Source organism: Stenotrophomonas lacuserhaii, from assembly GCF_014836545.1.
GTDB lineage: Bacteria > Pseudomonadota > Gammaproteobacteria > Xanthomonadales > Xanthomonadaceae > Stenotrophomonas > Stenotrophomonas lacuserhaii.
In genome coordinates this window covers 35,050-60,393 of sequence record NZ_JACSQS010000014.1, presented here as the reverse complement: position 1 = coordinate 60,393, position 25,344 = coordinate 35,050, and the positions used below count along the sequence as shown (strand labels likewise).

The 25,344-nt window shown below is 66.6% G+C and carries 18 protein-coding genes; 7 read left to right on the top strand and 11 right to left on the bottom strand.

The features are described 5' to 3' along the window. Window positions 1–185 precede the first annotated feature (185 nt). From H9654_RS17990 to H9654_RS13105, 4 genes are all read right to left on the bottom strand, one after another. Window positions 186–644, bottom strand: coding sequence for a hypothetical protein (locus H9654_RS17990; protein ID WP_191771199.1), 459 nt, complete (start codon window positions 642–644; stop codon window positions 186–188). Between the two features lie 81 nt (window positions 645–725). Further along, window positions 726–2,501 (bottom strand): DUF7844 domain-containing protein, encoded by a 1,776-nt coding sequence (locus H9654_RS13115; RefSeq protein ID WP_406833478.1) that lies wholly within the window; start codon window positions 2,499–2,501, stop codon window positions 726–728. A gap of 5 nt (window positions 2,502–2,506) precedes the next feature. Then, on the bottom strand, window positions 2,507–2,824 hold the full coding sequence (locus tag H9654_RS13110; RefSeq protein ID WP_406833476.1) for a DUF2388 domain-containing protein: 318 nt from the start codon (window positions 2,822–2,824) through the stop codon (window positions 2,507–2,509). Window positions 2,825–2,882: 58 nt separating this feature from the next. Next, entirely contained in the window at window positions 2,883–4,271 is a 1,389-nt protein-coding gene (locus tag H9654_RS13105) for an FAD-binding oxidoreductase (protein WP_191771197.1), read from the bottom strand. Between the two features lie 171 nt (window positions 4,272–4,442). Here H9654_RS13105 and serA point away from each other — a divergent pair, with 171 nt between their 5' ends. Continuing rightward, window positions 4,443–5,687, top strand: coding sequence for a phosphoglycerate dehydrogenase (serA, locus tag H9654_RS13100; protein WP_191771196.1), 1,245 nt, complete (start codon window positions 4,443–4,445; stop codon window positions 5,685–5,687). Between the two features lie 80 nt (window positions 5,688–5,767). On the opposite strand, the gene H9654_RS13095 is transcribed toward serA, so the two are convergent. Then, a complete protein-coding gene (locus H9654_RS13095; protein WP_191771223.1) occupies window positions 5,768–6,337 on the bottom strand; it encodes an NUDIX hydrolase in 570 nt (189 codons plus the stop codon). A gap of 180 nt (window positions 6,338–6,517) precedes the next feature. Here H9654_RS13095 and H9654_RS13090 point away from each other — a divergent pair, with 180 nt between their 5' ends. The 5 genes from H9654_RS13090 (at window position 6,518) to mtnC (ending at window position 11,688) form a co-directional block, all read left to right on the top strand. Further along, the gene (locus H9654_RS13090) at window positions 6,518–7,993 is read left to right on the top strand and encodes an amino acid permease (protein WP_191771195.1); all 1,476 of its coding nucleotides are present in this window, start codon (window positions 6,518–6,520) and stop codon (window positions 7,991–7,993) included. A 98-nt stretch (window positions 7,994–8,091) separates the two neighbouring features. Continuing rightward, window positions 8,092–9,516, top strand: coding sequence for an amino acid permease (locus H9654_RS13085; RefSeq protein WP_191771194.1), 1,425 nt, complete (start codon window positions 8,092–8,094; stop codon window positions 9,514–9,516). Window positions 9,517–9,700: 184 nt separating this feature from the next. Further along, a complete protein-coding gene (locus H9654_RS13080; RefSeq protein WP_191771193.1) occupies window positions 9,701–10,342 on the top strand; it encodes a methylthioribulose 1-phosphate dehydratase in 642 nt (213 codons plus the stop codon). An 89-nt stretch (window positions 10,343–10,431) separates the two neighbouring features. Next, window positions 10,432–10,986 (top strand): 1,2-dihydroxy-3-keto-5-methylthiopentene dioxygenase, encoded by a 555-nt coding sequence (locus tag H9654_RS13075; protein ID WP_191771192.1) that lies wholly within the window; start codon window positions 10,432–10,434, stop codon window positions 10,984–10,986. A 6-nt stretch (window positions 10,987–10,992) separates the two neighbouring features. After that, window positions 10,993–11,688, top strand: a complete 696-nt coding sequence (gene mtnC, locus H9654_RS13070; protein ID WP_191771191.1) for an acireductone synthase — start codon at window positions 10,993–10,995, stop codon at window positions 11,686–11,688. 86 nt (window positions 11,689–11,774) lie between these two features. Here the strand turns inward: mtnC and H9654_RS13065 are convergent, their stop codons facing one another. The 6 genes from H9654_RS13065 to H9654_RS13040 all read right to left on the bottom strand — a co-directional run bounded on the left by H9654_RS13065 (window position 11,775) and on the right by H9654_RS13040 (window position 21,741). Next, the gene (locus H9654_RS13065; protein WP_191771190.1) at window positions 11,775–14,414 is read right to left on the bottom strand and encodes a beta-mannosidase; all 2,640 of its coding nucleotides are present in this window, start codon (window positions 14,412–14,414) and stop codon (window positions 11,775–11,777) included. A gap of 209 nt (window positions 14,415–14,623) precedes the next feature. Continuing rightward, the gene (locus H9654_RS13060; protein ID WP_191771189.1) at window positions 14,624–15,832 is read right to left on the bottom strand and encodes an AGE family epimerase/isomerase; all 1,209 of its coding nucleotides are present in this window, start codon (window positions 15,830–15,832) and stop codon (window positions 14,624–14,626) included. Next, entirely contained in the window at window positions 15,832–16,827 is a 996-nt protein-coding gene (locus tag H9654_RS13055; RefSeq protein ID WP_191771188.1) for a carbohydrate kinase family protein, read from the bottom strand. Before H9654_RS13055 ends, H9654_RS13060 begins: the two co-directional genes overlap by 1 nt. A gap of 5 nt (window positions 16,828–16,832) precedes the next feature. After that, a complete protein-coding gene (locus H9654_RS13050; RefSeq protein ID WP_191771187.1) occupies window positions 16,833–18,149 on the bottom strand; it encodes a sugar MFS transporter in 1,317 nt (438 codons plus the stop codon). Window positions 18,150–18,194: 45 nt separating this feature from the next. Next, window positions 18,195–19,250, bottom strand: coding sequence for a LacI family DNA-binding transcriptional regulator (locus H9654_RS13045; protein ID WP_191771186.1), 1,056 nt, complete (start codon window positions 19,248–19,250; stop codon window positions 18,195–18,197). A gap of 94 nt (window positions 19,251–19,344) precedes the next feature. Beyond that, entirely contained in the window at window positions 19,345–21,741 is a 2,397-nt protein-coding gene (locus H9654_RS13040; RefSeq protein WP_318241141.1) for a GH92 family glycosyl hydrolase, read from the bottom strand. Window positions 21,742–22,220: 479 nt separating this feature from the next. On the opposite strand from H9654_RS13040, the gene H9654_RS13035 reads away from it, so the two are divergent. Next, on the top strand, window positions 22,221–25,286 hold the full coding sequence (locus tag H9654_RS13035; protein ID WP_101100540.1) for a TonB-dependent receptor: 3,066 nt from the start codon (window positions 22,221–22,223) through the stop codon (window positions 25,284–25,286). The last annotated feature ends 58 nt before the right edge of the window (window positions 25,287–25,344 follow it).

Below are 25,344 nucleotides of genomic sequence, written 5' to 3'. Positions count from 1 at the left end.
ATGCTCGGCGGGATCCATCCGCCCGCTTCATCAAGGAGCCGCCGAGCATGGCTCGGCGCTACCGAAGGCTCCAAATCGAGCCTACACGGACGGATTCACGGCGTGTCCTGCACAGCCAGCCCCTCCCGCCCACCCGCAGCCGTGCAGCTTTGGCTGTGGCTGTGGCTCTTTCCGTAGCTCTCAGCTCACTGCGCCGCGCTGAAACTCCCGCACCCGTGCAGCTGGCGCGTGCCCACGGTCAGCATCGCCTTCGCATCGAAGGTCTTGCCACTCATATCGTCCTGGCATGGCACCCGCTGCACGCTCAACTTGATCGGCGTGCCATCGGCAGCCGCGCCGGCCCAGCCATCCGGGCCATGCGTGGGGGCAGCCACCTCGTACTGTGTCTGGCCGTAATCCACTTCCACGCGTAGCGCCGAACCGCCACCTGCGGCGACTTCGGCCAACCAGCCTGGCTCGTTGCCGGTCGCGCGGAAGGCGTCGGAAGGACGCCCCTCAGCGGCCGGAGCAACAACCGCCGCCGGCGCGTCGGAAGGCCCAGCAGCGGCGGCCCCGCCGTTTGGCGCTGGGTCCGCCGCAGGCTGGCAGGCGACCGCCAGGGCAACCACCAGCACGGTGGGCAGCAGGAAAAAAGATGGACGCATGTGCGCTCCTCTCCGTCGTTCAACAGCACACCACGCTAACATCCGCACCGTCAACGCCACGGGAAACGCCGTTCGTGGCGTTCAGATTCCTGCCCGAGCAGGCGCAGCGGCCTGCGCACGCAGATGCGTCCGAAGCGCCAGCAGGTTGGCATCCAACGTGTCCAATTCCTGCCGCTGCTGCACTGGCAGCTGCGCGCGCATCTGCTGACGCAACTGCTTCCATGCCTGCGGCGCCTGCGTCGATGCCGCCAGCAGCCGTGGCTGCAACGCGGCGAGTTCATCGGCCTGCGGCAGCCCATACCCCGGCCCACCCAGCAACGCGCCGGGCTGCAGCCATTGCCCCGCCTGCTCCAGCAACATCTGCAACTGCCGCGCCCCATCGCTGTCACGCTCTGCCAGCAGGGCACGCTTCAACGTGTCGCGCGCACGCAGCTCGGCGCGTGCGAATGCGGCCTGTTCCAGCAGCAGCAGGCCGGCAGTGGCGCGCAGCCCGCCGCGTTGCAGCCACGGCGTACGCGTCGCGGCGTCCAGCTTCAGCCATGCCTGCGCATCACGCGCCGGCAGCATCAGTTCCTCGCGTGCCGCAGCGAACAGCAGGTCGTAGTGCTGGTCGCTGGATTCGAAGTAGTAGCCCTCGCGGATTGCCGCGGCGCGGTCATCCAGCACGCTTTCATCCAGCCTGCCCAGCCGCGCCAGCCTGCGCCGGAGACCACGTGGGCTGATGCGTTCGATGCCGGCCTCCTGCAGCGCAGGCACGCCCGCCTGCAGCAGCTTGGCGGTCTCCACTGCGCAGTTGTTGCCGATGAAGTAATAGCGACCGTCGTAGCTCCAATGCACCTGCGCGCTGCGCTCGAGCAGGCCGGCGATCTCCTGCGCGGAAAGCTGCAACGGCAGCGAGGCAAGGCCGCGCAGTTCCACCTTGATGTACTCATCCACCACCTGCTGCAGCGGCAGCACGAACAGGCGTGAGGGGTAGCCCCCGGTCAGGCCGCGCCAGCTGGACAGTTCGACATCACCCACGAACGCGCGGAACGACAATACCCGGTGCTGATCCAGGTCCAGCCGGCAGTCGGGCCCCGGTGCGCGCCCCTCGCGGCAGATCACCAACCGCAGCATGCTGTGGCCCCAGCGGCTCATCGGTACGTCGCCACTCTCGGCGAACAGGTAATCCACCGCATAAACGCGTGCCGGATCCAATCGCGCCAGTTCAACCAGGCCCTCTTCCGCACCTGCCTGAAGCAGCGGTACGCCGGCATCACAGTCCGCCTGCCGTGGCGCCGGGCCCAGCGTCGAGGAAAACCAGCTCGCCAGGGCCGGACGGCGGCAGCCGAAGTCCGCATCCATCAGCCAGTGTTCCGCATTGACCGCCAGGTATTCGGCGGCGCTCTTGCGCTCGTAGTCGTCCGGGCTGCGGTCACTGAAACGATTCGGGCTGCGCCCCAGTTTCCAGGGACGGCGCTGCCATCCGGCCAGTTCGCGGAAGCGCGCCTGGCCCGACCATCCACCGGTCTTGCCGCGATCAGCCACGTGCACCAGTTCATGGATCAGCGCGGCCTGCAGCACGCGGCCAGCCCCGTCTTCATGACCATCGAGCAGAGAGCGCTGCAGCTGGATGTCGCCGGCGAATGCGCGGCCTGCAACATGCGCGGGTAGCGTGTCCACCCAGCGCACCGGCACCTGCGGTGGCAGCGCCGCGCGCAGCGTGCCAGGCAGGCGCTGCGCCACGGCATCCACGGCGCGCTCGGCGCGGGCGCGTTCGCCGGCGTCCAGCCCGTGCAGGTCAGGCGCCAGCTCGAACGCCAGCGTGGCCGGTGCCACGCACAGCAGCCACCACGCCAACCACGCGCGGCGGCGCATCGGCATCAGCGCGCGAGCAGCGCCTGGGCCAGCGCGAGGTCGCTGGTTGCGCGGGCCGCCGCATCCTGCTCGCGCAGATGGACCAGCGCCGCCTGCAGGCGGGCGCCACGGATCTGGCCATCGCTGGCAACAAAGGCGGCCGCATCATCGCGCGCAGCCAGGATCACCTTGTCATCGCCGGAGCTGCTGCCCGACGAATTGGACGACGCACCGGAGGCCGAGCCCGCCGAAGTTCCGGCGAAACTGGACGCACCCGCAGCCAGTGGCAGCACCAACAGGGACAGCGCGAAGGGAACCAGCAGCGAAGGCAGTCGGGAGATCATGGTTTTGCTCGTGAAGGGTACGTGCAGAGCGTACCCGACCCGTCTCGCAAACGGCAGCTCAGAGATCAAAGACCTTGCCGGGATTCAGCCGGGCTTGCGGATCAAACGCGCGCTTGACCGCCTTCATCAAGCCGATTTCGGCCGGCCCGCGGGTGCTGTCCAGGTAGGCTTTCTTGACCAGCCCGATGCCGTGCTCGGCGGAGATGCTGCCATCGAAGCGTGCCAGCACCTGCGCCAGCAGCTTGGTCACCTGCTCGCACTGCTGCAGGAACTCCGCATCGCCGGTGTCATCGGGCTTGAGCACGTTGATGTGCAGGTTGCCATCGCCGATGTGGCCGAACCATACGACGTCGAACTGCGGGTAGGCCTGGGTGATCAGCGCCTGGGTTTCGGCGAGGAACGCCGGCATCGCCGAGATCCGCACCGACACGTCGTTCTTGTACGGCTTGTAACGTGCGACCGCCTCGGTGATGCCCTCGCGCAGGCGCCACAACTGCGCGGCCTGGGCGTCACTGGCACTGATCACCCCGTCGATGACCCAACCATTGCCCATGCAGTCTTCGAACGCCGCCATCGCCGCCGCCTCCTGCGCCTCGTCACCGGCGGCGAATTCGGTCACCACGTAATACGGATGCACCTGGTCGAACGGGGCCTGCGCGCCATGCGCCAGCACGTGCTTCAGTGCCTGGGCGGTGAAGAACTCGAAGGCCTGCAGCTGCAGCCGCGCACGGAACGCAGCGAACACCTGCATCAGCACCTCGAAGCTGGGCACGGCGAGCAGCATCACGTTGCTGGCCGGCGGCGGATCGGTCAGCTTCACCGTGGCTTCCACGATCACCCCCAGCGTGCCCTCCGAGCCGATCAGCAGCTGGCGGAAGTCATAGCCGCTGGAGTTCTTGATCAGGCCCTTGTTGAGCTCCAGCAGCTCACCGTCAGCGGTGACAACCTTGAGCCCGGCAATCCACTCGCGGGTATTGCCGTAGCGGATTACCCGGATACCGCCGGCATTGGTGGCGATGTTGCCGCCGATCGAGCAGGACCCGCGCGCAGCGAAATCCACCGGGTAGATGAGCCCGTGCTCCAGCGCCGCGTTGTGCAGCGACTCCAGCGGCATGCCCGCCTGCACCACCAGGGTCCGGTCCACCGCGTCGTAGCCCAGCGCCTTGTTCATGCGCTCAAGGCTCAGCACCAGTTCGCCGTTGGCCGCCACCGCACCACCGGACAGGCCGGTCCGTCCGCCCGACGGCACCACCGCCACGCCTTCGGCAGCACTCCAGCGCATCACCGCCTGCACCTCTTCCACGCTGGCCGGCAGCGCGATGGCCAATGGGGCCGGGGTCCAGCGCCGGGTCCAATCGCGCCCGTAATGCTCCAGATCGGCCGCGTCGGTCTTCAGGCGCAGGTCGGGAACGGCCTGCTGGAGGGAGGCAATGCGGGGATCGGTCATGGCAGTCCAGGCAGACACAGGCAGAACGAGAAAGCGTGCCAGTGCCGCCGCCCAGCGTCCAGCCCTGCGCGCGATCAGCAATGGCTACGTCTGCAACCAATTCCGCAGTGCACCATGGGCAGCCGCATCTGGCATAGTGATCAGCCCTTGTCCCACTGGCCGTGCCGTCCCATGTCGCCGAAGAAGACCTCCTACCCCAAGCAGGATATCCGCGTGTTGTTGCTGGAGGGGGTCAGCCAGACCGCCGTGGACGTGTTCACTGCGGCCGGCTACAGCCAGATCGAACTGCATGCCAAAGCGCTGCCCGAAGACGAGCTGAAGGCGCGCATCGCCGAAGCCCACATCGTCGGCATCCGCTCGCGCAGCCAGCTGTCGGCCGAGGTGCTGGCCGAGGCCAAGCGCGTGATCGCGGTGGGCTGCTTCTGCATCGGCACCAACCAGGTCGACCTGGACGCGGCTGAACTGGCCGGCATCCCGGTATTCAACGCGCCCTACTCCAACACGCGCAGCGTGGCCGAACTGGTGATCGCCGAAGCCATCATGCTGACCCGCGGCATCCCGCAGAAGAACGCTGAATGCCACCGTGGCGGCTGGTCCAAATCGGCTGCCGGCAGCCACGAAGTGCGCGGCAAGACGCTGGGCATCATCGGCTACGGCCATATCGGCACCCAGGTTGGCGTACTGGCCGAATCACTGGGCCTGCAGGTGATCTTCCACGACGTGGAAGCCAAGCTGGCGCTGGGCAACGCGCGCGCCGCGATCAGCCTGGACGACCTGCTGGAACGCTCGGACATCATCACCCTGCACGTGCCGGAGACCCCCGCCACGCAGTGGATGATCGGCGCGACGGAACTGGCGAAGATGCGCCGCGGCGCGCATGTCATCAACGCCGCGCGCGGCACGATCCTCGACATCGCCGCGCTGGATGCAGCGCTCAGCTCCGGGCACATCGGCGGTGCGGCGCTGGACGTGTTCCCGGTGGAACCCAAGGGCAACGGCGACCTCTTCGATTCCCCGCTGACCGCGCACGACAACGTGATCCTGACCCCGCACGTGGGCGGCAGCACGCTGGAAGCGCAGGACAACATCGGCATCGAAGTGGCGGCCAAGCTGGTCCGCTACAGCGACAACGGCAGCACCCTGACCGCGGTCAATTTCCCCGAAGTCACCCTGCCCGAGCACGACGGCAGCCTGCGCCTGCTGCACATCCACCGCAACGTGCCGGGCGTGCTGTCCAAGGTCAACGAAATCTTCTCGCGCCACAACGTCAACATCGACGGCCAGTTCCTGCGCACCGACGCGAAGGTGGGCTACGTGGTGATCGACATCACCGCCAGCGTGGAGCAGGCCGGCGCGGTACGCGATGAACTGGCCGCCATCCCCGGTACCCTGCGTACCCGCGTGCTATACAGCTGAGCAGCGGATCGGTAGCGCCGAGCCATGCTCGGCGGCTCTTTGCTGGTGCGACCGACAGCATTCACCGAGCACGGCCGTCGCTACCGGCTCAGCCAGCGGCGGGCCATCCGCCGCAGCGATTCATCCGCCTGCGGGTCAGCGGAGATCGGGGCGATGTCGCGCCAGGCCAGCGCCAGCGACTCTTCACTGATCGCGAAGGCTTCCGACGCGCCCGCGCGGATCACGAAACGCACGTCGTAGTGCCAGTGCCCCGGCACGTCGTGGCGCTCCGGGATCCAATGCTTGTCCAGGTCGAAGATCGCCGGATCGTCCAGTGACAGCCCGGACAGCCCGGATTCTTCCTCGGCTTCCTTGAAGGCCACCCGCGCCAGGTCGTGATCGCCATCGGCATGCCCACCCAGCTGCAGCCATCGGTCCAGCTTGCGGTGGTGGGTCAACAGAACCCGTTGCCCATCGGCGCTGACCAGCCACGCGCTACCGGTGAAATGGCCTTCCAGCCGCTCGCGAACAAACGGGTCCAGCGGATCATCGAGAAGTGTGCTGAATTCGTCAGCCAAGGCGCCCTGCACAGGCACTTCAAGCGCGTATCGGCGAAGCAGTTGACGCAACGGATCGTCAAGCAGGGCAAGGGTTGCGACAGTTTCCGACATATCCGCCACGCGTTCAGCAAAAGTATCGGCCATTATCGCCAGAAAATATTGCACATGCGGCTTGTGCATCACCTTCAGCTTTGGCTAAGGTACAGCGAGCCATTCGCATGGCCTTCACCAACCATACGCGCCGGCGGCAACGCATCGCCGGCCACCCAACGACCACTTAGGGAAGTACGCATGCTGAAAGCTCTGTTGAGGGTCAAACCGGTTGAGCCAGCCGGACACGTTGACGCTGGCGAACCCATCGAAGGCCGCCTGGACGGCGAAGCCACCCTGAAACGGACGCTCACGGCAAAACACCTGATCCTGCTCGGCATCGGCGCGGTGATCGGTGCGGGCATCTTCGTGATGACCGGCCAGGCCGCGGCGTTCCATGCCGGCCCCGCCGTCACCCTGTCCTTCGTGGCCGCTGGCCTGGCCTGCGCGTTGGCCGGCCTGTGCTATGCCGAGTTCGCCGCGATGATGCCGGTATCCGGCAGTGCCTATTCCTATTCCTATGCCACGCTGGGCGAAGGCATGGCCTGGTTCATCGGCTGGTGCCTGGTGCTGGAGTACCTGTTTGCCTCCGCGTCGGTGGCCGTTGCCTGGTCGGCCTATCTGCTGAGCTTCGTGACCACCACGCTGGACATGCCCTTCCCGGCCGCCCTCAGTTCGGCTCCCATCGCCTGGGAAGGCGGCCAGTTCGTCTCCTCGGGGCAGCTGTTCAACCTGCCGGCGGTGTTGATCGTGGCGGTGTTGACCGGGCTGCTGTACGTGGGCATTTCCCAGTCGTCCTTCGTCAACGGCATCATCGTCGCGATCAAGGTCAGCGTGATCTGCCTGTTCATCGGCTTTGGCGCCTCGCACATCGACACCGCCAACTGGCAACCCTTCATCCCGGAGAACACCGGCACCTTCGGTGAGTTCGGCTGGAGCGGCGTACTGCGCGCCGGCTCGATCGTGTTCTTCGCCTTCATCGGCTTCGATGCGGTGTCCACCGCCGCCGGCGAGACCAAGGACCCGCAACGCAACATGCCGATCGGCCTGCTCGGCTCGCTGGCCGTCTGCACCGTCATCTACGTGATCGTATGCCTGGTGCTGACCGGCCTGCTGCCTTACCAGCAGCTGGGAACCGCCAAGCCGGTCGCCACCGCGCTGGAAGCGTATCCGCAGCTGGCATGGCTGAAAACCGCCGTGGAGATCGGCGCCATCGCGGGCCTGTCCTCGGTGATCCTGGTCATGATGATGGGCCAGACCCGCATCGCCTACACGATTTCCCGCGACGGCCTGCTGCCGGGCTTCCTGGGCAAGGTCCATGCGCGCTTCAAGACGCCGTACGTGGCCACCATCATCGTCGGTGTCATCGCTGCGGCACTGGCCGGCATGATGCCGCTGAACGTGCTCGGTGAACTGGTGTCGATGGGCACCCTGCTGGCCTTTGCCACGGTCTGCGTCGGCGTGCTGGTGCTGCGCTACACCCGTCCGGAACTGGTGCGTCCGTTCCGCGTGCCGATGGCCTGGCTGATCTGTCCATTGGGTGCGCTGGCGTGCCTTACCCTGTTCGCCATGGCCTTCCGCGAACACTGGCACCTGTTCGTCGGCTGGACCGTGCTGGGGCTGCTGATCTACTTCGGATACGGCATGCGCAACAGCAAGCTGGCCAAGTCCTCCTGATACATTGACGGGTCGGCTCCTCGCCGGCCCGTCTGCTTTGATACCGGCACATCCCGCAGGCACCGGTTGCCTGCACGCACCCACAAGAACACACATCCATGCTCAAGCAACTGTGGGCCACCAAGCACCCGCACGCCGCCCACGAAGATGCCAACGGCCTCAGCCTCACCCGTACGCTGGGGCCCTGGGGCCTGACCGCACTGGGCATCGGCGCGGTGATCGGCGGCGGCATCTTCGTCATCACCGGCCAGGCCGCCGCCAACCATGCCGGACCGGCGATCATGCTGTCCTTCGTGCTGGCCGCCATCTGTTGCGGTTTCTGTGCGCTGGCCTACGCCGAATTCGCCGCGATGGTGCCGGTTTCCGGCAGCGCCTACAGCTACACCTACGCCACCTTCGGTGAGCTGGCGGCGTGGTTCATCGGCTGGATGCTGGTGCTGGAATACGGCGTCTCCGCCTCGGCGGTGGCGGTCAGCTGGACCGGCTACTTCCTCAGCCTGCTCAGCCATTTCGACATCCACCTGCCCGCCGCGCTGGTCAGCGCGCCACTGGACGGCCAGCTGCGCCCCACCGGAGCGATCGCCAACGTCCCCGCTGCGATCCTGGTGCTGCTGCTGACCTGGCTGTGCTACGTCGGCATCCGCAAGTCCTCGGCGATGAACATGGCGATGGTGATCCTGAAAACCGGCCTGATCGTGCTGGTCATCGCGGTGGGCTGGAAGTACGTGGACACAGCCAACTGGCAGCCGTTCATCCCTGAAAACACCGGCCCCGGCCAGTTCGGCATGGAAGGCGTGCTGCGCGGTGCGGCGATGGTGTTCTTCGCCTACATCGGCTTCGAGGCGGTCTCGGTGGCGGCGCAGGAATCTCACCGTCCGCAGCGTGACATGCCGATCGGCATGATGCTCTCGCTGGCGATCTGCACCATCCTGTACATCGCCATGGCGGCGGTCATGACCGGCCTGGTGCCGTACACGCTGCTGGGCACCGATGAGCCGGTGGTGACTGCGGTGGCCGCCCACCCGTCGCTGGGCTGGCTGCGCGTGGTGGTGGAAATCGGTGCGCTGGTCGGCCTGTCCTCGGTGGTGCTGGTGATGATCATCGGCCAGCCGCGCATCTTCATGATCATGGGCCGAGACGGCCTGTTGCCGCCCCTGTTCACCAAGATCCACCCGAAGTACCGCACTCCGCACATCAACACGGTGATCACCGGCATCGGCATCGCCCTGCTGGCCGCGCTGTTCCCGTTGGACGTGCTGGGCGAGCTGACCTCGATGGGCACCCTGATCGCCTTCGCCGCGGTGTGTGCCGGCGTGCTGGTACTGCGCCGCACCCAGCCGGACCTGCCGCGGCCGTTCCGCATCCGCGGTGCCTGGCTGGTCTGCAGCCTGGGCGTGCTGAGCTGCATGGCGCTGCTGTCGGCCATGACGTTCCACAACTGGATGCTGATGGGTGTGTGGACGGTGGTCGGTTTCGCGATCTACTTCGGTTACGGCTTCCGCCACAGCCGCCTGCGCCGGTAACAGGCAGCGGGTAGCGCCAAGCCATCGGTTGGTAGCGCCGGGCCATGCCCGGCGAGCGCAGCGGCAAGCGACAGCGTGACGACCAACGGCCGTCACCCACCAACGGCAGGCGCTGACGGCCAACGGCCGTCACTACCGGGGCAGGCACGCACCCTGCCCGGCGGGACCGGATAGAATGGGGCGCATGAACGCGCCCATTTTTCCGTATGACAGCCAGCGCCTGAGCGAACTGGCGCAGCTGCTGATCGACAACATCCGCGAGCTGGCCCAGGCCGGCTGGACGCCCGCGACCAGCAGCAATTTCTCGCATCGACTGGACGACCAGCATGCGGCGATCACCGTGTCCGGCCGTGACAAGGGCCGCCTGATCGAAGACGACATCATGGTGGTGGACTTCGACGGCAAGGCCGTCGGCCGCCCGCTGCGCCCGTCTGCCGAAACCCTGCTGCATACCCAGCTGTATCGCCGCTTCCCCGAAGTCGGCTGCGTACTGCACACCCATTCCCCGGTGCAGACCATCGCCTCGCGGCTGTACGCACCGCAGGGCCACATCCGGCTGGAAGGCTACGAGCTGCTGAAGGCCTTCGCCGGCAACAGTACCCATGAGATGGCCATCGACGTGCCGGTGTTCGCCAACACGCAGGACATGGACGTGCTGGCCGCCCAGGTCGACGCGCTGCTGGATACGCAGTGCCTGTGGGGCTACCTGATCGACGGCCACGGCCTGTACGCCTGGGGCCGCGATATGGCCGAAGCACGCCGGCATCTGGAGGCGTTCGAGTTCCTGTTCCACTGTGAACTGGAACTGCGCCGCCTGCGAGGCTGAATCCGGAGCGCTCACATGGCCGATGGGAATCTGACCCCGCCGCGCCACGCTGCTACCCTACCCGTCCCCCCGACGTTCAAGCTGCCGCCATGAGCCGACTGCGCATCTACAACGACACCGCCCCCGAAGCCCCGTTGCTGGACTCCCAGGACGGCGCGCTGATTGCCGCCGAACTGCAGAAGATAGGCGTCACCTTCGAGCGCTGGCAGGCCAGCCAGCCGGTCGCCCCGGGCGCCAGCCAGGAAGAGGTGTTCGCTGCTTACCGCACCGACATCGACCGGCTGGTCGCCGAACGCGGGTTCAAGAGCGTGGATGTGGCGTCGATCGCCCCGGACAACCCGAACCGTGCCGAATTGCGGAAGAAGTTCCTCGACGAGCATTTCCACAAGGAAGACGAAGTCCGCTTCTTCGTCGCAGGGTCCGGCCTGTTCACCCTGCACGTGGGCGACAAGGTCTACGAGATCGAGTGCGTGAAGGACGACCTGATCGCCGTGCCGGACAGCGTCAACCACTGGTTCGACATGGGCGATGAACCAAGCTTCGTGGCGATCCGCTTCTTTACTGAGGCCGATGGCTGGGTCGGTCATTTCACCGGCACCGACATCGCGCAGAAGTTCCCCCGTTACGTCCCTACCCAGGCCTGAAGATCCATGCAGCCGCGCGTCATCCTCACCGATATCGAAGGCACCACCAGCAGCATCTCGTTCGTCAAGAACGTGCTGTTCCCGTATGCACGCCAGGCGCTGCCCGGCTTCATCGCCGCCCATGGCAACGAACCGCAGGTCCGGCGCTGGCTGGATGCGGTGGCCACCGAGATCGGTGGCGCCTGCCAGGACAGCGTGGTGGCCGAAACGCTGCAGGGCTGGATCGACCAGGATCGCAAGCACACGGCGCTGAAGGCGCTGCAGGGCATGATCTGGGAATCCGGTTACCGCAACGGTGACTACAAGGCGCACTTCTATCCGGAAGTCGCCGCGGTGCTGAAGGGCTGGCATGCCGCGGGGCTGCCGCTGTACGTGTATTCGTCCGGCTCGGTGCCGGCGCAGAAGCAGTTCTTCGGCTTCAGTGAGGCCGGCGACATGACCGCGCTGGTGTCCGGCTGGTTCGATACGGAAATCGGCGGCAAGCGCGAGGCGGACAGCTACCGCCGCATCGTGGCGGCCATCGGCGTGCCCGCCGCTGAGATCGTGTTCCTGTCCGACGTGGTGGAAGAACTCGATGCGGCGCGCGAAGCCGGCCTGCAGACCCGCCTGCTGGACCGCCTGGACGACTACCCGCTGCCGCGCAGCGGCGAGGGCACGCACGGCCATGAACGGGTAGAGAATTTCCAGCAGATCACGCTCTGAGCGAGCTGCGCCGGCCGGGCCCTGGCAGCGCCGGGCCGTGCTCGGCGGGGGCCCTCCCGCGCACAGCCGCCGAGCATGGCTCAGCGCTACCGGCTCTCTTCCAGCACATCGCCCAGGGTCTGCACGCGCAGTGCCGCGCGCAGCGTCTCGACGTCACTGGCCGAGCGCACACGCAGCACCCGGCGCTCGCCCGGCAGCAGGTCCAGCAGGTTGTCCTCCAGCACCGCCTCGTTTGCCCCGAAATCGATCCATGCCGCACGCACCAGCCCGCGTGCCTGCACCACCACTTCGAGCGCATCGCCCTCGCCCTGCAGGCTTGCCTGCAGCTGTCCGGGCTGCAACGCCTGATCGCGCGCCTCGACGAAGCCGACCACCTGCCGCGACAGCAGCCGCTGTTCCTGCAGCAGTTCCACCACCGCAATCGTGCGCGCCGGATCCGCCCCGCCCAGCAGGCGCGCATCGCTGAAACGCCCGACCTCGGTCGCTGATCCCGGCGCCAGCACCACCGCCTGCTCCTGCGTACCCAGCACCTGCCCCTGCAGATCCATCACCCGCAGCCGCCAGCGCACTGAGTGAGGCTGGGCAGTGTCGTTGAGCAGGCTCACGCGGGTCATCCCGTCATCACGCAGCGCCGCTACGGCAAGGTCGGCGAAGAAGCGACGTGCCTGGAAATGCAGCCCCTTCCAGTTGCCCTCGTGGTCCATGCCCGACCACGACGCACCCGGCCACACATCATTGAGCTGCCAGTACAGCGACCCCATGGTGTAGGGACGCGATGCCCGGTGGTGCAGTGCAGCCAGCTGGATGCCTTCGGCCTGCATCACCTGGGACAGGTACAGGAACGCGGGGAAATCGGCCGGCTCGCCATAGCCGAGCCGGATGTAATGCAGCAGCCGTTCGTTGCCCTGCCCGGCCATGAATTTCTGGTGCGCCTGGATCACCGGACTGTCGATGCGCTGCTCGGCACGCGTGGCGAAGCGGTCGACCATGGCCTGCGACGGCCAGGACTGCAGGCCATACTCGGACATGAAGCGTGGTGTTTCTTTCAGGTAAGCGCTGACCGGCAACGCCGGATTGCCCCACACCTGCCAGTAATGCTTGTCACCACGGGTGGAGTCGTTGGCCTTGTCATCCAGGTCGTTGCTGGGCGAGCTGGACCAGTACGGGACACCCAGGCCCTGTTCGGCCACGACCGCGCGCAGGTCATGCCCGAACAGGTCCACGTAGCCCTGCCACACGCGGGCGGCGAACGCAGGGTCGGCCTTTCCAAGATCGCGGCCATGCCCCCAATCCTTCCAAGCCGTTTCTTCTTCGTTGTTGCCACACCACAGCACGATGCTGGGGTGGTGGCGCAGCCGCCGTACGTTGTCGCGGGCCTCGGCGACCACGCTCTGCCGGAACGCCGGATCGAACCCCGGCTGCATGCCGCCGCCGAACATGAAGTCCTGCCACACCATCAGCCCGAGCTCGTCTGCCAGCTCGAAGTACGCCTCGTCTTCGTAGTAACCGCCGCCCCAGTTGCGCAGCATGTTCATGTTGGCATCGCGTGCGGCGGTGAGGATAGTGCGCAGGCGGGCGGTGTCCACGCGTGCGGGGAACGCATCGAAGGGGATCACGTTGGCCCCCTTGGCGAACACCTCGCGCCCATTGATCACGAAGGCGAAGCCCTGGCCACCCTGGGCATCCTTGTCGCGCCGCAGCTCCACGCTGCGCAGGCCGATCCTTCGGCTGGCCCGCAGTGCCGGATCCTCGCCCGCCCCCAGCGTGACCTGCACGCTGTAGCGGTCCTGCGCGCCCTGCCCGGCCGGCCACCAGCGACGCGGCTTCGGGATCTGCCACGGCACCTGCAGGGTCTGCGTTCCCGCTTTCAGCAGCACATCGCGAACTATCCGCACCACAGCCTTGCCGTCCGGATCGCGCACCTCCAGCCGCAGTGGCAACGTCGCGTCGGCGCCGGCATGTTCGACCTCGACCAGGGTGGTCAACGCGGCGAGGTTCGCATCCAGCGCCTCGGTGCGTACGGCCAGGTCGGTCACCCGTTGTGCGCCCCACGTCTCCAGCCGTACGGGCCTCCACACGCCTGCGGTGACATAGCGCGGCCCCCAGTCCCAACCGAAATGGTAGGCCGGCTTGCGCACGAAGTTGCCGACCATCGCATCGCGCGGCTCGTCGCCATAAGGCGAGGGATAGTTGCCCGCGATCTTGTGCGGCATCGCCTGCACGGCCGGCAGCAACCGGGTGATCGGCGAACGGAAGACGATGCGCAGCACGTTGCCCCGCGACTGCAGGCGACCATCGACGCGCGCCTTCCACGTCCGGTGCGCGTTGTCTGCGCGCAGCAACGGCTGGCCGTTGAGTTCCACCTCGGCGAAGGTATCGAGGCCTTCGAACACCAGCTCGGCGTGCGGCCGCGCCAACGTCGCCGGATCCACATCGAAGCCAGCGCGATATTCCCAATCCGCCAGCCCGATCCACTGCAGCTGCGCTTCCGGTGCACCGACGTACGGATCGCCGATCAAGCCCGCAGCCAGCAGATCGGTATGCACACTACCCGGCACCTGCGCTGCGCCCCAGCCTGCCGCTTCCGGATGCACGGCCACCTGCGCCCCACCCGGCAGCAGCCGGAACTCCCAGCGTGCCTGCAGCACACCGGCCTGCGCCAGCACCGGCAACAGACACGCCAGCACTACCGCACCGAACCGCACCCATGCATCCCGGATCTGCATCCCAACCCCCGTCGCAACAATGATCCCGCCTCGAAAGCCCCGCACCGAACGTGTCTGGCTCTGAACCCGCCGCGCACGCGGGACCCCGGCTGGGCGGCGGCGGGGAGGCCTGCGCAGGACCGTTGGAGCCCCGGACGGGCGGAAACGAGCCTACAGGGACGTACTTGCGGCGTGTCCTGCGCAGGCCTCCCCGCCGCCGCTACCCGAAATCAAACAGGCGCCGCAGCTCTGGCTCCGGAACGCACCACGTTCAACACCTCATGGCACGCGCCCATCGTGTGGTAATCCACCTTCCCGGCCGGGCTCTTCTCATCGCTGTACTTGCGGTTGTCCGCATCCAGGATGCGGTACCACGCACCGTACTCATGGTCCACGAAGTGCTCCCACGCATAGGCCCACAAACGGTCGTACCACTCCCAGTACACCGCATCACCCGTGCGCTGTGCCAACACCGCCGCGGTCGCCAGCGACTCCGCCTGCACCCAGAAATACTTGTCGTCGTCGCAGACGCTGCCATCCGGCGCGAAGCCGTAATACAGCCCACCGCGCTCGTTGTCCCAGCTGCGTTCCACCGCTACGTCGAACAGATGGCGCGCCGTCGGCACCAGCCAGTCCGCCTGCACATGGCGATCCAGGATCAGCAACAGCTTGGCCCACTCGGTCTGGTGACCGGGCTGGAAGCCCCACGGACGGAACAGGTGCTTGGGATCATCCAGGTTGTATTTCCAGTCGATGTTCCACTCGCTGTCGTAGTGCTCCCACACCAGCCCGTCTGCCTTGGCGGCCTGGCGCCGGGTCATGATGTCGGCCAGCTGCAGCGCGCGATCCAGGTAGCGCTGCTCGCCACTGCTCTCGAACGCGGCCAGCATCGCCTCGCACATGTGCATGTTGGCGTTCTGCCCACGGTAACCGCTGAAGTTCCACTGCGCGTCGGCTTCGTCACGGTACAGACCGTGCGCCGGCTCGTAGAACCGCGTTTCCAGCAGCTGCCAGGTCTCCTCCATCCAGCCACGCGCTTCTTCGATGCCGGCCTTCAGCGCGCAGCTGTACGCCAGCAGCACGAAGGCGACGCCGTAGCAGTGGTTGGTATCGTCTTCCACCACGCCATCGCGCAGCGTCCAGGCATAGCCGCCGGTAGCCGGGTTGCGATGCACCTCGCGCAGGTAGCGCACGCCATGCTTGACCCCGTCCAGGTAAGCGGCATCACCGAACTCGCGGTAGGCCATGGCGTAGTCGAAGACGAAACGCGTGCTGCTCACCAGATGGCGATGCCCTGCATCGTAGACGCTGCCGTCGTCACGGAAGTAATGGAAGAAGCCACCCTTCGGATCGATGCAACGCGGATGGTAGAACGCCATCGTGTGGGCGATGTGGCCGCGCAGGAAAGCCGGCGAACGGAAGTCCGGAGTCTGGGTCATCAGTGCGATTCCTCGGTTTGCAGCAGCAGTTCGTTGACTTCATCGCGCGAGGGCATGGCCGCGAATGCGCCCTTGCGGGTCACCGCCAGCGCACCCACCGCAGCGCCGAAGCGAAGCACCTCGCGCATGGCGGCTTCATCGCTGCAGAACGCCGGCAGGTTGGCGGCATCCACGCCGCGCTCGATCAGCGCGGTCAGCAGGCCGCCGACAAAGGCATCGCCGGCAGCGGTGCTGTCCACGGTGGCGACACGGAAGCTGGTGGCCTGGCCCTGCGCGCTGCGCGTGTACCAGCGCAGTGCGGCGGCGCCATCGGTGACCACCACCCAGCGCGCCTGCGCGGCAAACAGCCGTTGCAGGACCTGCGCGGCGCCCTCGTCGCCCAGCGGTGCGGCAAGGAAATCCAGCTCTTCGCGCGACAGCTTGACCACGTCGGCCAGCGCCAGCGCCTGCCACAGCGTCGGCAGCGGATCAGCATCGGCCGGCCACAGGGCCGGGCGCAGGTTGAGGTCCAGGCTGACCAGGGCACCGGCCGCGCGCGCACGCTGCATGCCCTCGAACGTCGCCTGCGCGATGGCCGCTTCGGTCAGGCTGTTGGAACAGACGTGGAAGCAGCGTGCCTGCGCAAAGCAGGCTGCCTGGAAATGCTCGGCGCGGAACAGCAGGTCGGCCGCCGGCGGCCGGTAGAAGCTGAAACTGCGCTCGCCATGCGGATCCAGCGCGACGAATGCCAGCGCCGTCTTGGCCGCATCGGTACGCGCGATGTAGTCGATGCCCACGCCGTGCTGCTGCAGGCTGTCGGCGAGGAAATCGCCGAACATGTCCCGTCCCAGCATGCCCACGAACTGTGTATCCACGCCCAGCCGCGCGGCGGCCACCGCGACGTTGGCTGGCGCGCCACCGGCGTACTGCAGGAACGCGCGCGGGTCGGTCGGCGAGGCCGGTGGCTGCGCTAATAGATCGATCAAAATCTCGCCGAAGCAGACAATGGTGCCCATCTGCATCAGCCTCCGCGGGTCGTGGCAGCCGGCAGGCGGGCGCCCACCAGACCGAAGAAGATGACGTAGCCATAGCACAGCAGCGGCAGGATGAAGCTCGGCTGCAGACCGATGTGGTCGGCCAGCACGCCCTGCAGGTACGGCACCAGCGCGCCACCGACGATGGCCATGATCAACAGGCTGGAGGCCTTGTTGGTCAGGGGGCCCAGGCGTTCGATGCCGAGCGCGAAGATGGTCGGGAACATGATGGAATTGAACAGGCCGATGGCCACAACCGAGTACAGCGCGACCTGGCCCGAACTGGCCATCGTGGCACCCAGCAGCACGACGTTGATGCCGGCGAACAGGGCCAGCATGTGCCGCGGCGAATAGCGGGTCAGCAGCGCCGAACCGGCGAAGCGGCCGATCATCGCCATCGTCCAGTAGGCGGACACGTAATGCGTGGCCTGCTGTTCGGTGAAGCCACCGATGTTGGGCATCGACAGGTAGTTGACCAGGAAGCTGCCGATGGAGACTTCGGCACCCACGTAGAAGAAGATGCCCAGCACCGCAAACAGCAGGTGGCGGTGGCGCAGGGCCGCGCCGTAGCTCTGCTGCGGGCCATCATCGACCTTCTCGGTGCTCTCGCTCAGCGTCGGCAGGCGGAACAGGTAAACGAACAGCGCCAGCAGCGCCAGAGCGATCGCCAGGCCGATGTAGGGGCCCTGCACCGACTGCGCCTCGGCTGCACGGTAAGCGGCCTGTTCGGCCACCGACAGCGCGTTGATCTCATCGGCACTCTTGACCGTGTTGCCGAGGATCAACAGTCCGCCGAAGATCGGCGCGATCGCCGTACCCAGCGAGTTCAGTGCCTGGGCGAGGGTCAAGCGGCTGGAACTGGTTTCCACCGGACCCAGCAGCGCCACGTACGGGTTGGCGGCCACCTGCAGCACGGTGATGCCGGTGGCCAGGACGAACAGCGCGCCCAGGAAGGCGCTGTACTCACGAAGCTCGGCGGCGGGCCAGAAGCCCAGCGCGCCGACGCCGGCGATCAGCAGGCCGGCCACGATGCCCTTCTTGTACCCCAGGTGGGCCACCAGCCGACCGGCCGGCAGGGACATCAGGAAATAGGCGCCGAAGAAGGTGAACTGCACCAGCATCGCGCGCGCGTAATTCAGTTCGAACACCGCCTTCAGGTGCGGAATGAGGATGTCGTTGAGGCAGGTCAGGAAGCCCCACATGAAGAAGATGGTGGTGGCCACGCCCAGCGCCATGCGGGTGTTGACCGGTGGTGCGCCTTGCCCGGGCGTGGTGTTCAAACGGGGCGTTGATGAAATCGGCATGCGGGTTCGCGCCTCGGTGCGCGTAGGTTGAATGAGGAAGGGGAATCAGTTCGGGCGGGCGGCGCTGCTTTCGCGTATGCGCAGCTGCACGGGGGCAACGGTACGCTGCGGTGGCGCATCCGGGGTCTGCACACGCTGCAGCAGCAGCTCGGCGGCCTGGCGTCCGCGCGCCCGCGGATCAACTGTGAGGGTTGTCAACGGCGGCACGGCGACGGCCGCCTCGGGAATGTCATCGAAACCGGTGACGGCGAAATCGCCGCCGGGACGGATCCCGCGCGAGGTCAGGCCCAGCATCAGCCCCAGCGCGACGGTATCGTTGTAGCAGACCGCGGCACTGGGCCGCCCACCACCGACGAACAGTTCGTCGACCCGGCGCGCGGCTTCCAGGCGGTTCGGCGCCGATTCGATCAGCCACTGCGGCGTGGCCGACAGGCCGGCCTCGCCCAGTGCCTGCTGGTAGCCGGCACGGCGTTGTTCGCAGGAACTGGAATCGGCGTGGCCACCGAAGAAAGCGATTTCGCGGTGACCGCGTTCGATCAGGTGGCGGGTCGCCAGATAGGCTCCCTGCTGGTTGTCCAGTGCAAGGAAATCCCAGTCAGCGCCGGCCAGTGCACGGTTGAACAACAGCACGTTGGCGGTAGGCCCCAGCGCCTGGCGCACCTGCGCGGTATCGCTGCCTTCGGCCGGTGACAGGATCAATCCGGCCGGGGTGTGCTCCATCAGCGTGCCCAGCACCGCCTGCTGGCGCTGTGGTGATTCGCCGGTGCTGCCGAGCAGGGTCACGTAGCCCTGGTCGCCCAGTGCTTCGTCGACGCCGGCGGCGAACTCGGCGAAGAACGGGTTGGACAGGTCGTTGATCACCAGCGCCACGCTGGAGGATGTGCGCCGGCGCAGGTTGGCCGCCGCGCGGTTGTACACATAGCGCTGGCGGCGCAGTTCGGCCTCCACCTTGGCGCGCGTGTCCACGTTCACCAGCGGGCTGCCACGCAGCACCAGCGACACGGTCGCCCGTGACACGCCGATCGCGCGTGCGATGTCGGTCACGGTGACCGCGCGGTCGCCGCTTTTGCGCGGCCCCTTGCTGCCGGTGGCGTCATTCATCCTGGAATGGACCCTGAGCTCTGGATAGGTACCTGAATCATAACGGCCCCAGCCGCGCGTGCACGGTCATGCGCAGCACGGGCGGCCGAATGCCTCACTTCAGGACGCTGCCGGGTGCGGCGCAGAACGAGACCGGCAGGTCATTGACCGCCGTGCCCCAGCCCTGTTCCGGCGCCTGCGTGCCGAGCGACCACTGCAGGGTGGGGCCAGCGCGCAGCGCTTCCCAGTCCAGCCACACCGCGGACTGCGCGGCGCCATCCACCTGCACGCCCTGCACGTACTGCAGCGTGCGACCGTCCGCGCCGGGGGCACGCAGTTTCAGCGTGCGACCGTTGCCCAGCGCCACATCCACCTTGGCAAAGCGCGGCGCGTGCAGCAGGAACTCACCACTGCCGGGCACCGCCGGATAAAGGCCCAGCGCACTGAACAGGTACCAGGCCGACATCGTGCCCAGGTCATCGTTGCCAGTCACGCCGTTCGGGGCGTTGGTGAACAACTGCTGCGCTGCGCGGACCACGGTGGCGGTCTTCCACGGCTGGCCGATCAGCGTGTACATCCACGGCGCATGCAGGTCCGGTTCGTTGTTGGGGTTGTAGCGGTACTGGTTGTAATAGCTGTAAGGGCCCACCACCCATTCCTTGCGCGCGGCCTGCAGCGGATCGGCCAGCAGCGCATCCATCGCGAAGAACGCATCCAGGCGCTTGCCGGCCTGCTCGCGGCCATGCATCGCTTCCACCAGGCCCGGGACGTCCTGCTGCGCCAGCCACTGGTACTGCCAGGCGGTGCCTTCATGGAAGCCATGGTGCGAGCGCGGGCTGTAGTGGCCGTCGGACGGCGCATACCACTGGCCACCGTCGGTGCGCGGACGCGGGAAGCCGGTGAATCCGGTCTCGTCATCGCGGACCGACATATCCCACACGTTGCGCCAGTTACGCCCACGGGCACGCAGGGTCGCCGCGTCGGCGGCATGGCCCAGGCCATCGGCCATCTGCGCCAGCGCACAATCGGCCAAGGCGTATTCAAGCGTCGCCGAACCGCCATGGTGCGGGTCCACGTCCATGCCCTTGGATGGGAACGCGCGGTCATACACCACGTAACCCTTGTCCAGGTAGGACGGGTTGCCCGAGCGACCGGCCGCGCGGGAGTTCAACGGCGGCACGTCGAACGCATTGCGGCGCAGCGCCGACCAGGCTTCCTGCTCGCGGCCTTCCAGCGCGCCGAAGCGCCACAGGTCGGCCATGAACGGCGTGACCGGATCGCCGGTCATGATGTTGGTTTCGAAGTTGGCATAGCCCCAGCGCGGCAGCCATCCCCCCTGTGCATCGATGGCCAGCAGCGTGCGGCCGATGTCACGCGCCACCTGCGGGCGGGTCAGCGCCAGCCACTGGTTCTGCGCGCGATAGGTGTCCCACAGCGAGAAATACTCGTAGTACGTCCAGCCGTCGGCGCGGTGGATCGCATCGTCGTAGCCACGATAGCGGCCGTCGGCATCGCTGCCCGTCAACGGTTGCAGGAGCGCGTGGTACAGGGCGGTATACAGCACCGTGCGGTCGTCCTTGCTGCCCCCGTCGAGCTTCACCGTGGACAGTTCTTCGCGCCAGGCGTCCTGCGCCAGGCGGCGCATGCCATCGAAACCGAGCAGCTTGCCGCCCTGCATGCCATCGCTGCGCAGGTTGGTGCGCGCACCTTCGGCATCCACGTGCGAGATCGCACTGACCGCGGTGACGGCGCGGCCCTGCGCCATGTCGAAGGTCAGCCAGGCACCATTCGGCTTGGCCTCACCCTCCATGCTGTGGCGCGCGCCGGGCAGGCCGCGCTCTTCGCCCCACACCCCGTGTGCGGTGAACGGACGGTCGAACTCGATCCGGAACCACGTCGTGTACTGATGGCCACCGCAGAAACTCTTGGTGACCAGCTTGCCTTCCACCACGCGGTCGCCGACCACGTCGACCACGCTGCCGATCACCGCATGGCGCTCGTTGGCCTGGCCGACATTCACCAGCACGTGGCCTTCTTTCTGTCCGGCGGCGAAGGTGTAGCGTTCGGCGGCGGCGCGGGTACGCGCGGTGGCTTCGGCATCGATGCCGCCGTAGCCAGTCAAGCGGACGCGATAGTAGCCGGCCTGGCCGACTTCACCGGCATGCTCATAGGTGGACGCATAGGCCTTGTGGTCGAACGCCTTGGGGTTGGACGTATCGAAATCGCCGCCTGCCCCGATGGTGCCGGTGACCGGCAGCACCGAGACCTGACCGCCCTGCTCCCAGCAGCCCGCACCGGACAGGAACGAATGGCCGAAGCCGCGGATTTTTTCGTCGTCGTAGCGCCAGCCGGCGTAATGACTGCCGATCGGGCTGACCTGGATCAGGCCGAATGGCGCCGAGGCGCCCGGGAAGGTGTTGCCATCATCCTTGCTGCCGATGAAGGTGTTCACTTCGCGCTCCAGCGCGGCCGGCGCGGCCTGCAGGGCGGGCGCGGCAGACAACGCGATCACGCACGCCAGCGAGGCGATGGGCGTAAAGGCACGCAGGGGAAAACAACGTCGGAAGGTCACGTTCACGGGCTCCTTGGCGGGCGTTGGCAGATCGGGATCCGAGCCGACAGGCCCGCGTCACGGGAGGTCGGCCCGATGCCTGTTCGTCGATTTAGATCGATTGAAGTAAACATGAACGTCCGTCCTCGCGCATCCTGCAGCGCAACATGGAACGCCGCCCACCGGGGCGCGGGCGCACTGCAAACGTTTTCATATTGCGCAGCAGCATGCGACTTGAGTCAGGCCGTGTTAAAAAATGCGCGGCAATCGTTTAGATCGATCCAACTTCAAACGGTCACGATTGCCGGGTTCGGAATCCGACAGCAACGCCCCCCAGGTGCCCTGTCTCTCCCGCCCCACGCTTGCGGTCTCGCGTCAAAACATAAGATCGATTCAAGTATTTCGTATCAGCCAACGGTTCGATCCAGGAGAGGGAGAGAATGAATTACATGTCACACAAGCACGGTTGCCACGCCCTGTCGGCAGCCATCGCATTCGCCTTGGCGGCCACTGCGGCGCCGGCGTTCGCCCAGGACGCAGCACCGGCCACCCCCGCCGCTTCGCCCAGCGCCACCACGCTGGACAGCGTCAATGTCACCGGCTACCGCTACGCCATCGAAAAGAGCCTGCAGCAGAAGCGTGACGCCAATGCCGTGGTCGAAGTCATCACCGCAGAAGACGTCGGCAAGTTCCCCGACAAGAACGTCGCCGATGCGCTGCAGCGCGTGCCCGGCGTGGTCATCACCCGCGATGGCGGCGAAGGCAAGAATGTCAGCGTGCGCGGCCTGGATGCCGACCTGACCCTGACCCAGTTGAACGGCAACTACATCGCCACCTCGGAAACCAACAACGAGGCTTCGCGTTCGTTCAATTACACCCTGCTGCCGTCGAACATGCTGGAGAGCGCGGAGCTGTTCAAGTCGCCCGAAGCGCGCATCGACGAAGGCGGCATCGGCGGTACGGTGATCCTGCATACCCGCCGCCCGCTGGAGATGGAAGCCAACTCCGGCTTCGTCAACATCGAAGGCGTCACCTCCGATACCAGCGACAGCGTGGATCCGAACCTGTCGGCGATGTACGCCTGGCACAGCAAGGACGAGCGTTTCGGCGTGCTGATCGGGGCGACCAAGCAGAAGCGCACCAACCGCAGCATGGAAGTCACCGTAGATGACTACCAGTGGTACGGCGCCGGCACCGAAGCCAAGGACGCCTACGGCAATACGCTGCCGCAGGATGGCATCCATTACTGGTGGGGCGAGTCCGGTTTCAACAACCAGACCGGTGGCAACTACAGCGAATTCTTCATGCCGACGTCGGTCAACTTCGGCGTGCGCGAAGAAGAGCGCGAGCGCACCGGCGGCCAGTTCACCTTCCAGTTCAAGCCGGTCGACAACCTGACCGTCACCGCCAACTACTTCCGCTTCGAGCTGTCCGGCGATTACACGCTGAACCAGGCCAAGATCCCGGAGTGGAACATCGCCCGCTACAACGGCGACGGCAACTGGGCCGGCGGACGCCTGCTCAATGGCATGGACTTCGATTCCAGCGGCAGCGTCGTCACCGGCGCACAGTTCGAGAAGCTGCCGGGCAAGGCGTACTACTGCAGCGAAGCACAGGCCGCTGCCGCCGGCATGGCGCCGGGTGGCTGGGGCCCGGACGACTGCACCATCCCCACCCCGCAGCTGAGTGGGGCCTACAGCCGCGAAAAGGCGCTTTCGCAGACCGGCGACCTGACCGTGGACTGGGAAATCAGCCCGCTGTCCAAGGTGACCTTCAAGGGCGGCCGCACCTGGTCCGAAGGCGGCCCGTCGATCAACTTCCGCATGTCGGCCAAGCCGCGCCGCCAGGTCGATGGCGTGTGGCAATCCGGCAACAGCTACAGCGCCTACGACCTGACCGGCACGCCGTCGGCCACGTTCTCGCCGGACCTGCAGGACCAGCTGATGGCCGGCATCGCCGAGATCGACACCGGCTCGACCGATTCGTCGTGGCGCGAGACCAGCATCGAACAGAACTACTTCCAGGCCGACTTCACCCGCCTGTTTGAAAGCGGCTTCATCGATTCATTCCAGTTCGGCGTGAAGTACCGCGACGGCAAGGTCCATCGCAACACCGGCAACACCTACTGGGCCTGCCAGGGTGCTGATCCGAACGATTACGAGGCACGCTACCAGGCCGGCAACTGTGCCGATCCGGAAAAGAGCGTAGCCCAGCCGGGCTTCTTCCTGTCCAGCCCGATCGACGACATCGCCGGCGGCTTCGACGCCAACGTGATGCCGGGCATCAACTTCCCCGCCTACCTGGCCTACCTCAACGAACGCTACGGCGGCATGCAGAAGCGGATCGAGCCGGACTTCGTCTACGACGTCAACGAGAAGATCTACTCGACCTACTTCCAGGCCAACTTCCGCACCGAACGCGTCCGCGGCAACCTGGGCGTGCGCCTGGTGCAGACCAAGCAGCACGCGGCATCGAGCGACTCGGTCGAGCGCTTCATGGACTACTTCGTCGACGGCGCCGACGGCAATCCGCTGGCCTGCCCGACCGGCGCGCCGCCGGCCGGCACGGTCTGCGAATCCGGCTTCGTGCGCCGCGACGTGCGCGAGAAAACCTACGAGCAGTCCTCGCTGGACAAGACCTACACCGACGTCCTGCCCAGCTTCAACATCGCCTGGGACATCACCGAAAACCTCGTGCTGCGCGGCGCGGCCTCCAAGGTGATCGCACGTCCCGGCTATACCAGCATCGCCTACCCGGGCGGCCTGGAGTACATCAGCGAGGAATACAGCAACGACCGCCGCGTGGCCGGTGGCACCACCACCCCGGGCTGGTACGGGTCGGGCAGCAACAAGCAGCTGGAGCCGTTCGAGGCCCTGCAGTACGACCTCGGCCTGGAGTACTACTTCAAGCCGGGCGCGGTCGCCGGCGTGGCCCTGTTCCGCAAGGACGTGGACAACTTCACCGTGCCGGTGGTGACCGACCAGCAGATGGACGTGGGCGGCGAGATGGTGACGGTGCAGAACTACTCCACCGAGGCCAACGGCCGTGACGGCGTGTCGCAGGGCGTGGAAATCTACGGCCAGTACACCTTCGACATGGGCTTTGGCATGCAGGCCAACTACACCTACAACGACACCAACCTGGCCTCGATCGTGCTGGACGGAGAGAACATCGGCGCTTCGCCGCTGGTCGGCAGCGCGAAGAACCAGGCCAACGTGACCCTGTTCTACGAGAACGACAAGTTCCTCGCGCGCGCGTCCTACAACCGCCGCGGCGAAGTGGTCGGTGGGCTCAACAACGGCATGACCGTGTTCACCGAGCCCTACGACCAGCTGGACCTCAATGCGGCCTACAACCTGACCGAGGCGTTGACGCTGACCGCTTCGGTGCTCAACGCCACCAAGTCAGAACAGCGCATGCACCTGGGGGGCGACACCAAGGCCCGCCTGATCTCCAACATCTACAGTGGCCGCCAGCTGTACTTCGGCCTGAATTACAAGTTCTGAGCTGAAAAAACCCCGCCTCGCGGCGGGGTCCGTTCTCTCCGCGGCAGCCGCGCCTTGA

Bases quoted from the DNA above. Each gene is read 5' to 3' on its own strand.
- H9654_RS17990 (WP_191771199.1), bottom strand. From the start codon at position 644: ATGCGTCCATCTTTTTTCCTGCTGCCCACCGTGCTGGTGGTTGCCCTG.
- H9654_RS13115 (WP_406833478.1), bottom strand. From the start codon at position 2,501: ATGCGCCGCCGCGCGTGGTTGGCGTGGTGGCTGCTGTGCGTGGCACCG.
- H9654_RS13110 (WP_406833476.1), bottom strand. From the start codon at position 2,824: ATGATCTCCCGACTGCCTTCGCTGCTGGTTCCCTTCGCGCTGTCCCTG.
- H9654_RS13105 (WP_191771197.1), bottom strand. From the start codon at position 4,271: ATGACCGATCCCCGCATTGCCTCCCTCCAGCAGGCCGTTCCCGACCTG.
- serA (WP_191771196.1), top strand. From the start codon at position 4,443: ATGTCGCCGAAGAAGACCTCCTACCCCAAGCAGGATATCCGCGTGTTG.
- H9654_RS13095 (WP_191771223.1), bottom strand. From the start codon at position 6,337: ATGTCGGAAACTGTCGCAACCCTTGCCCTGCTTGACGATCCGTTGCGT.
- H9654_RS13090 (WP_191771195.1), top strand. From the start codon at position 6,518: ATGCTGAAAGCTCTGTTGAGGGTCAAACCGGTTGAGCCAGCCGGACAC.
- H9654_RS13085 (WP_191771194.1), top strand. From the start codon at position 8,092: ATGCTCAAGCAACTGTGGGCCACCAAGCACCCGCACGCCGCCCACGAA.
- H9654_RS13080 (WP_191771193.1), top strand. From the start codon at position 9,701: ATGAACGCGCCCATTTTTCCGTATGACAGCCAGCGCCTGAGCGAACTG.
- H9654_RS13075 (WP_191771192.1), top strand. From the start codon at position 10,432: ATGAGCCGACTGCGCATCTACAACGACACCGCCCCCGAAGCCCCGTTG.
- mtnC (WP_191771191.1), top strand. From the start codon at position 10,993: ATGCAGCCGCGCGTCATCCTCACCGATATCGAAGGCACCACCAGCAGC.
- H9654_RS13065 (WP_191771190.1), bottom strand. From the start codon at position 14,414: ATGCAGATCCGGGATGCATGGGTGCGGTTCGGTGCGGTAGTGCTGGCG.
- H9654_RS13060 (WP_191771189.1), bottom strand. From the start codon at position 15,832: ATGACCCAGACTCCGGACTTCCGTTCGCCGGCTTTCCTGCGCGGCCAC.
- H9654_RS13055 (WP_191771188.1), bottom strand. From the start codon at position 16,827: ATGGGCACCATTGTCTGCTTCGGCGAGATTTTGATCGATCTATTAGCG.
- H9654_RS13050 (WP_191771187.1), bottom strand. From the start codon at position 18,149: ATGCCGATTTCATCAACGCCCCGTTTGAACACCACGCCCGGGCAAGGC.
- H9654_RS13045 (WP_191771186.1), bottom strand. From the start codon at position 19,250: ATGAATGACGCCACCGGCAGCAAGGGGCCGCGCAAAAGCGGCGACCGC.
- H9654_RS13035 (WP_101100540.1), top strand. From the start codon at position 22,221: ATGAATTACATGTCACACAAGCACGGTTGCCACGCCCTGTCGGCAGCC.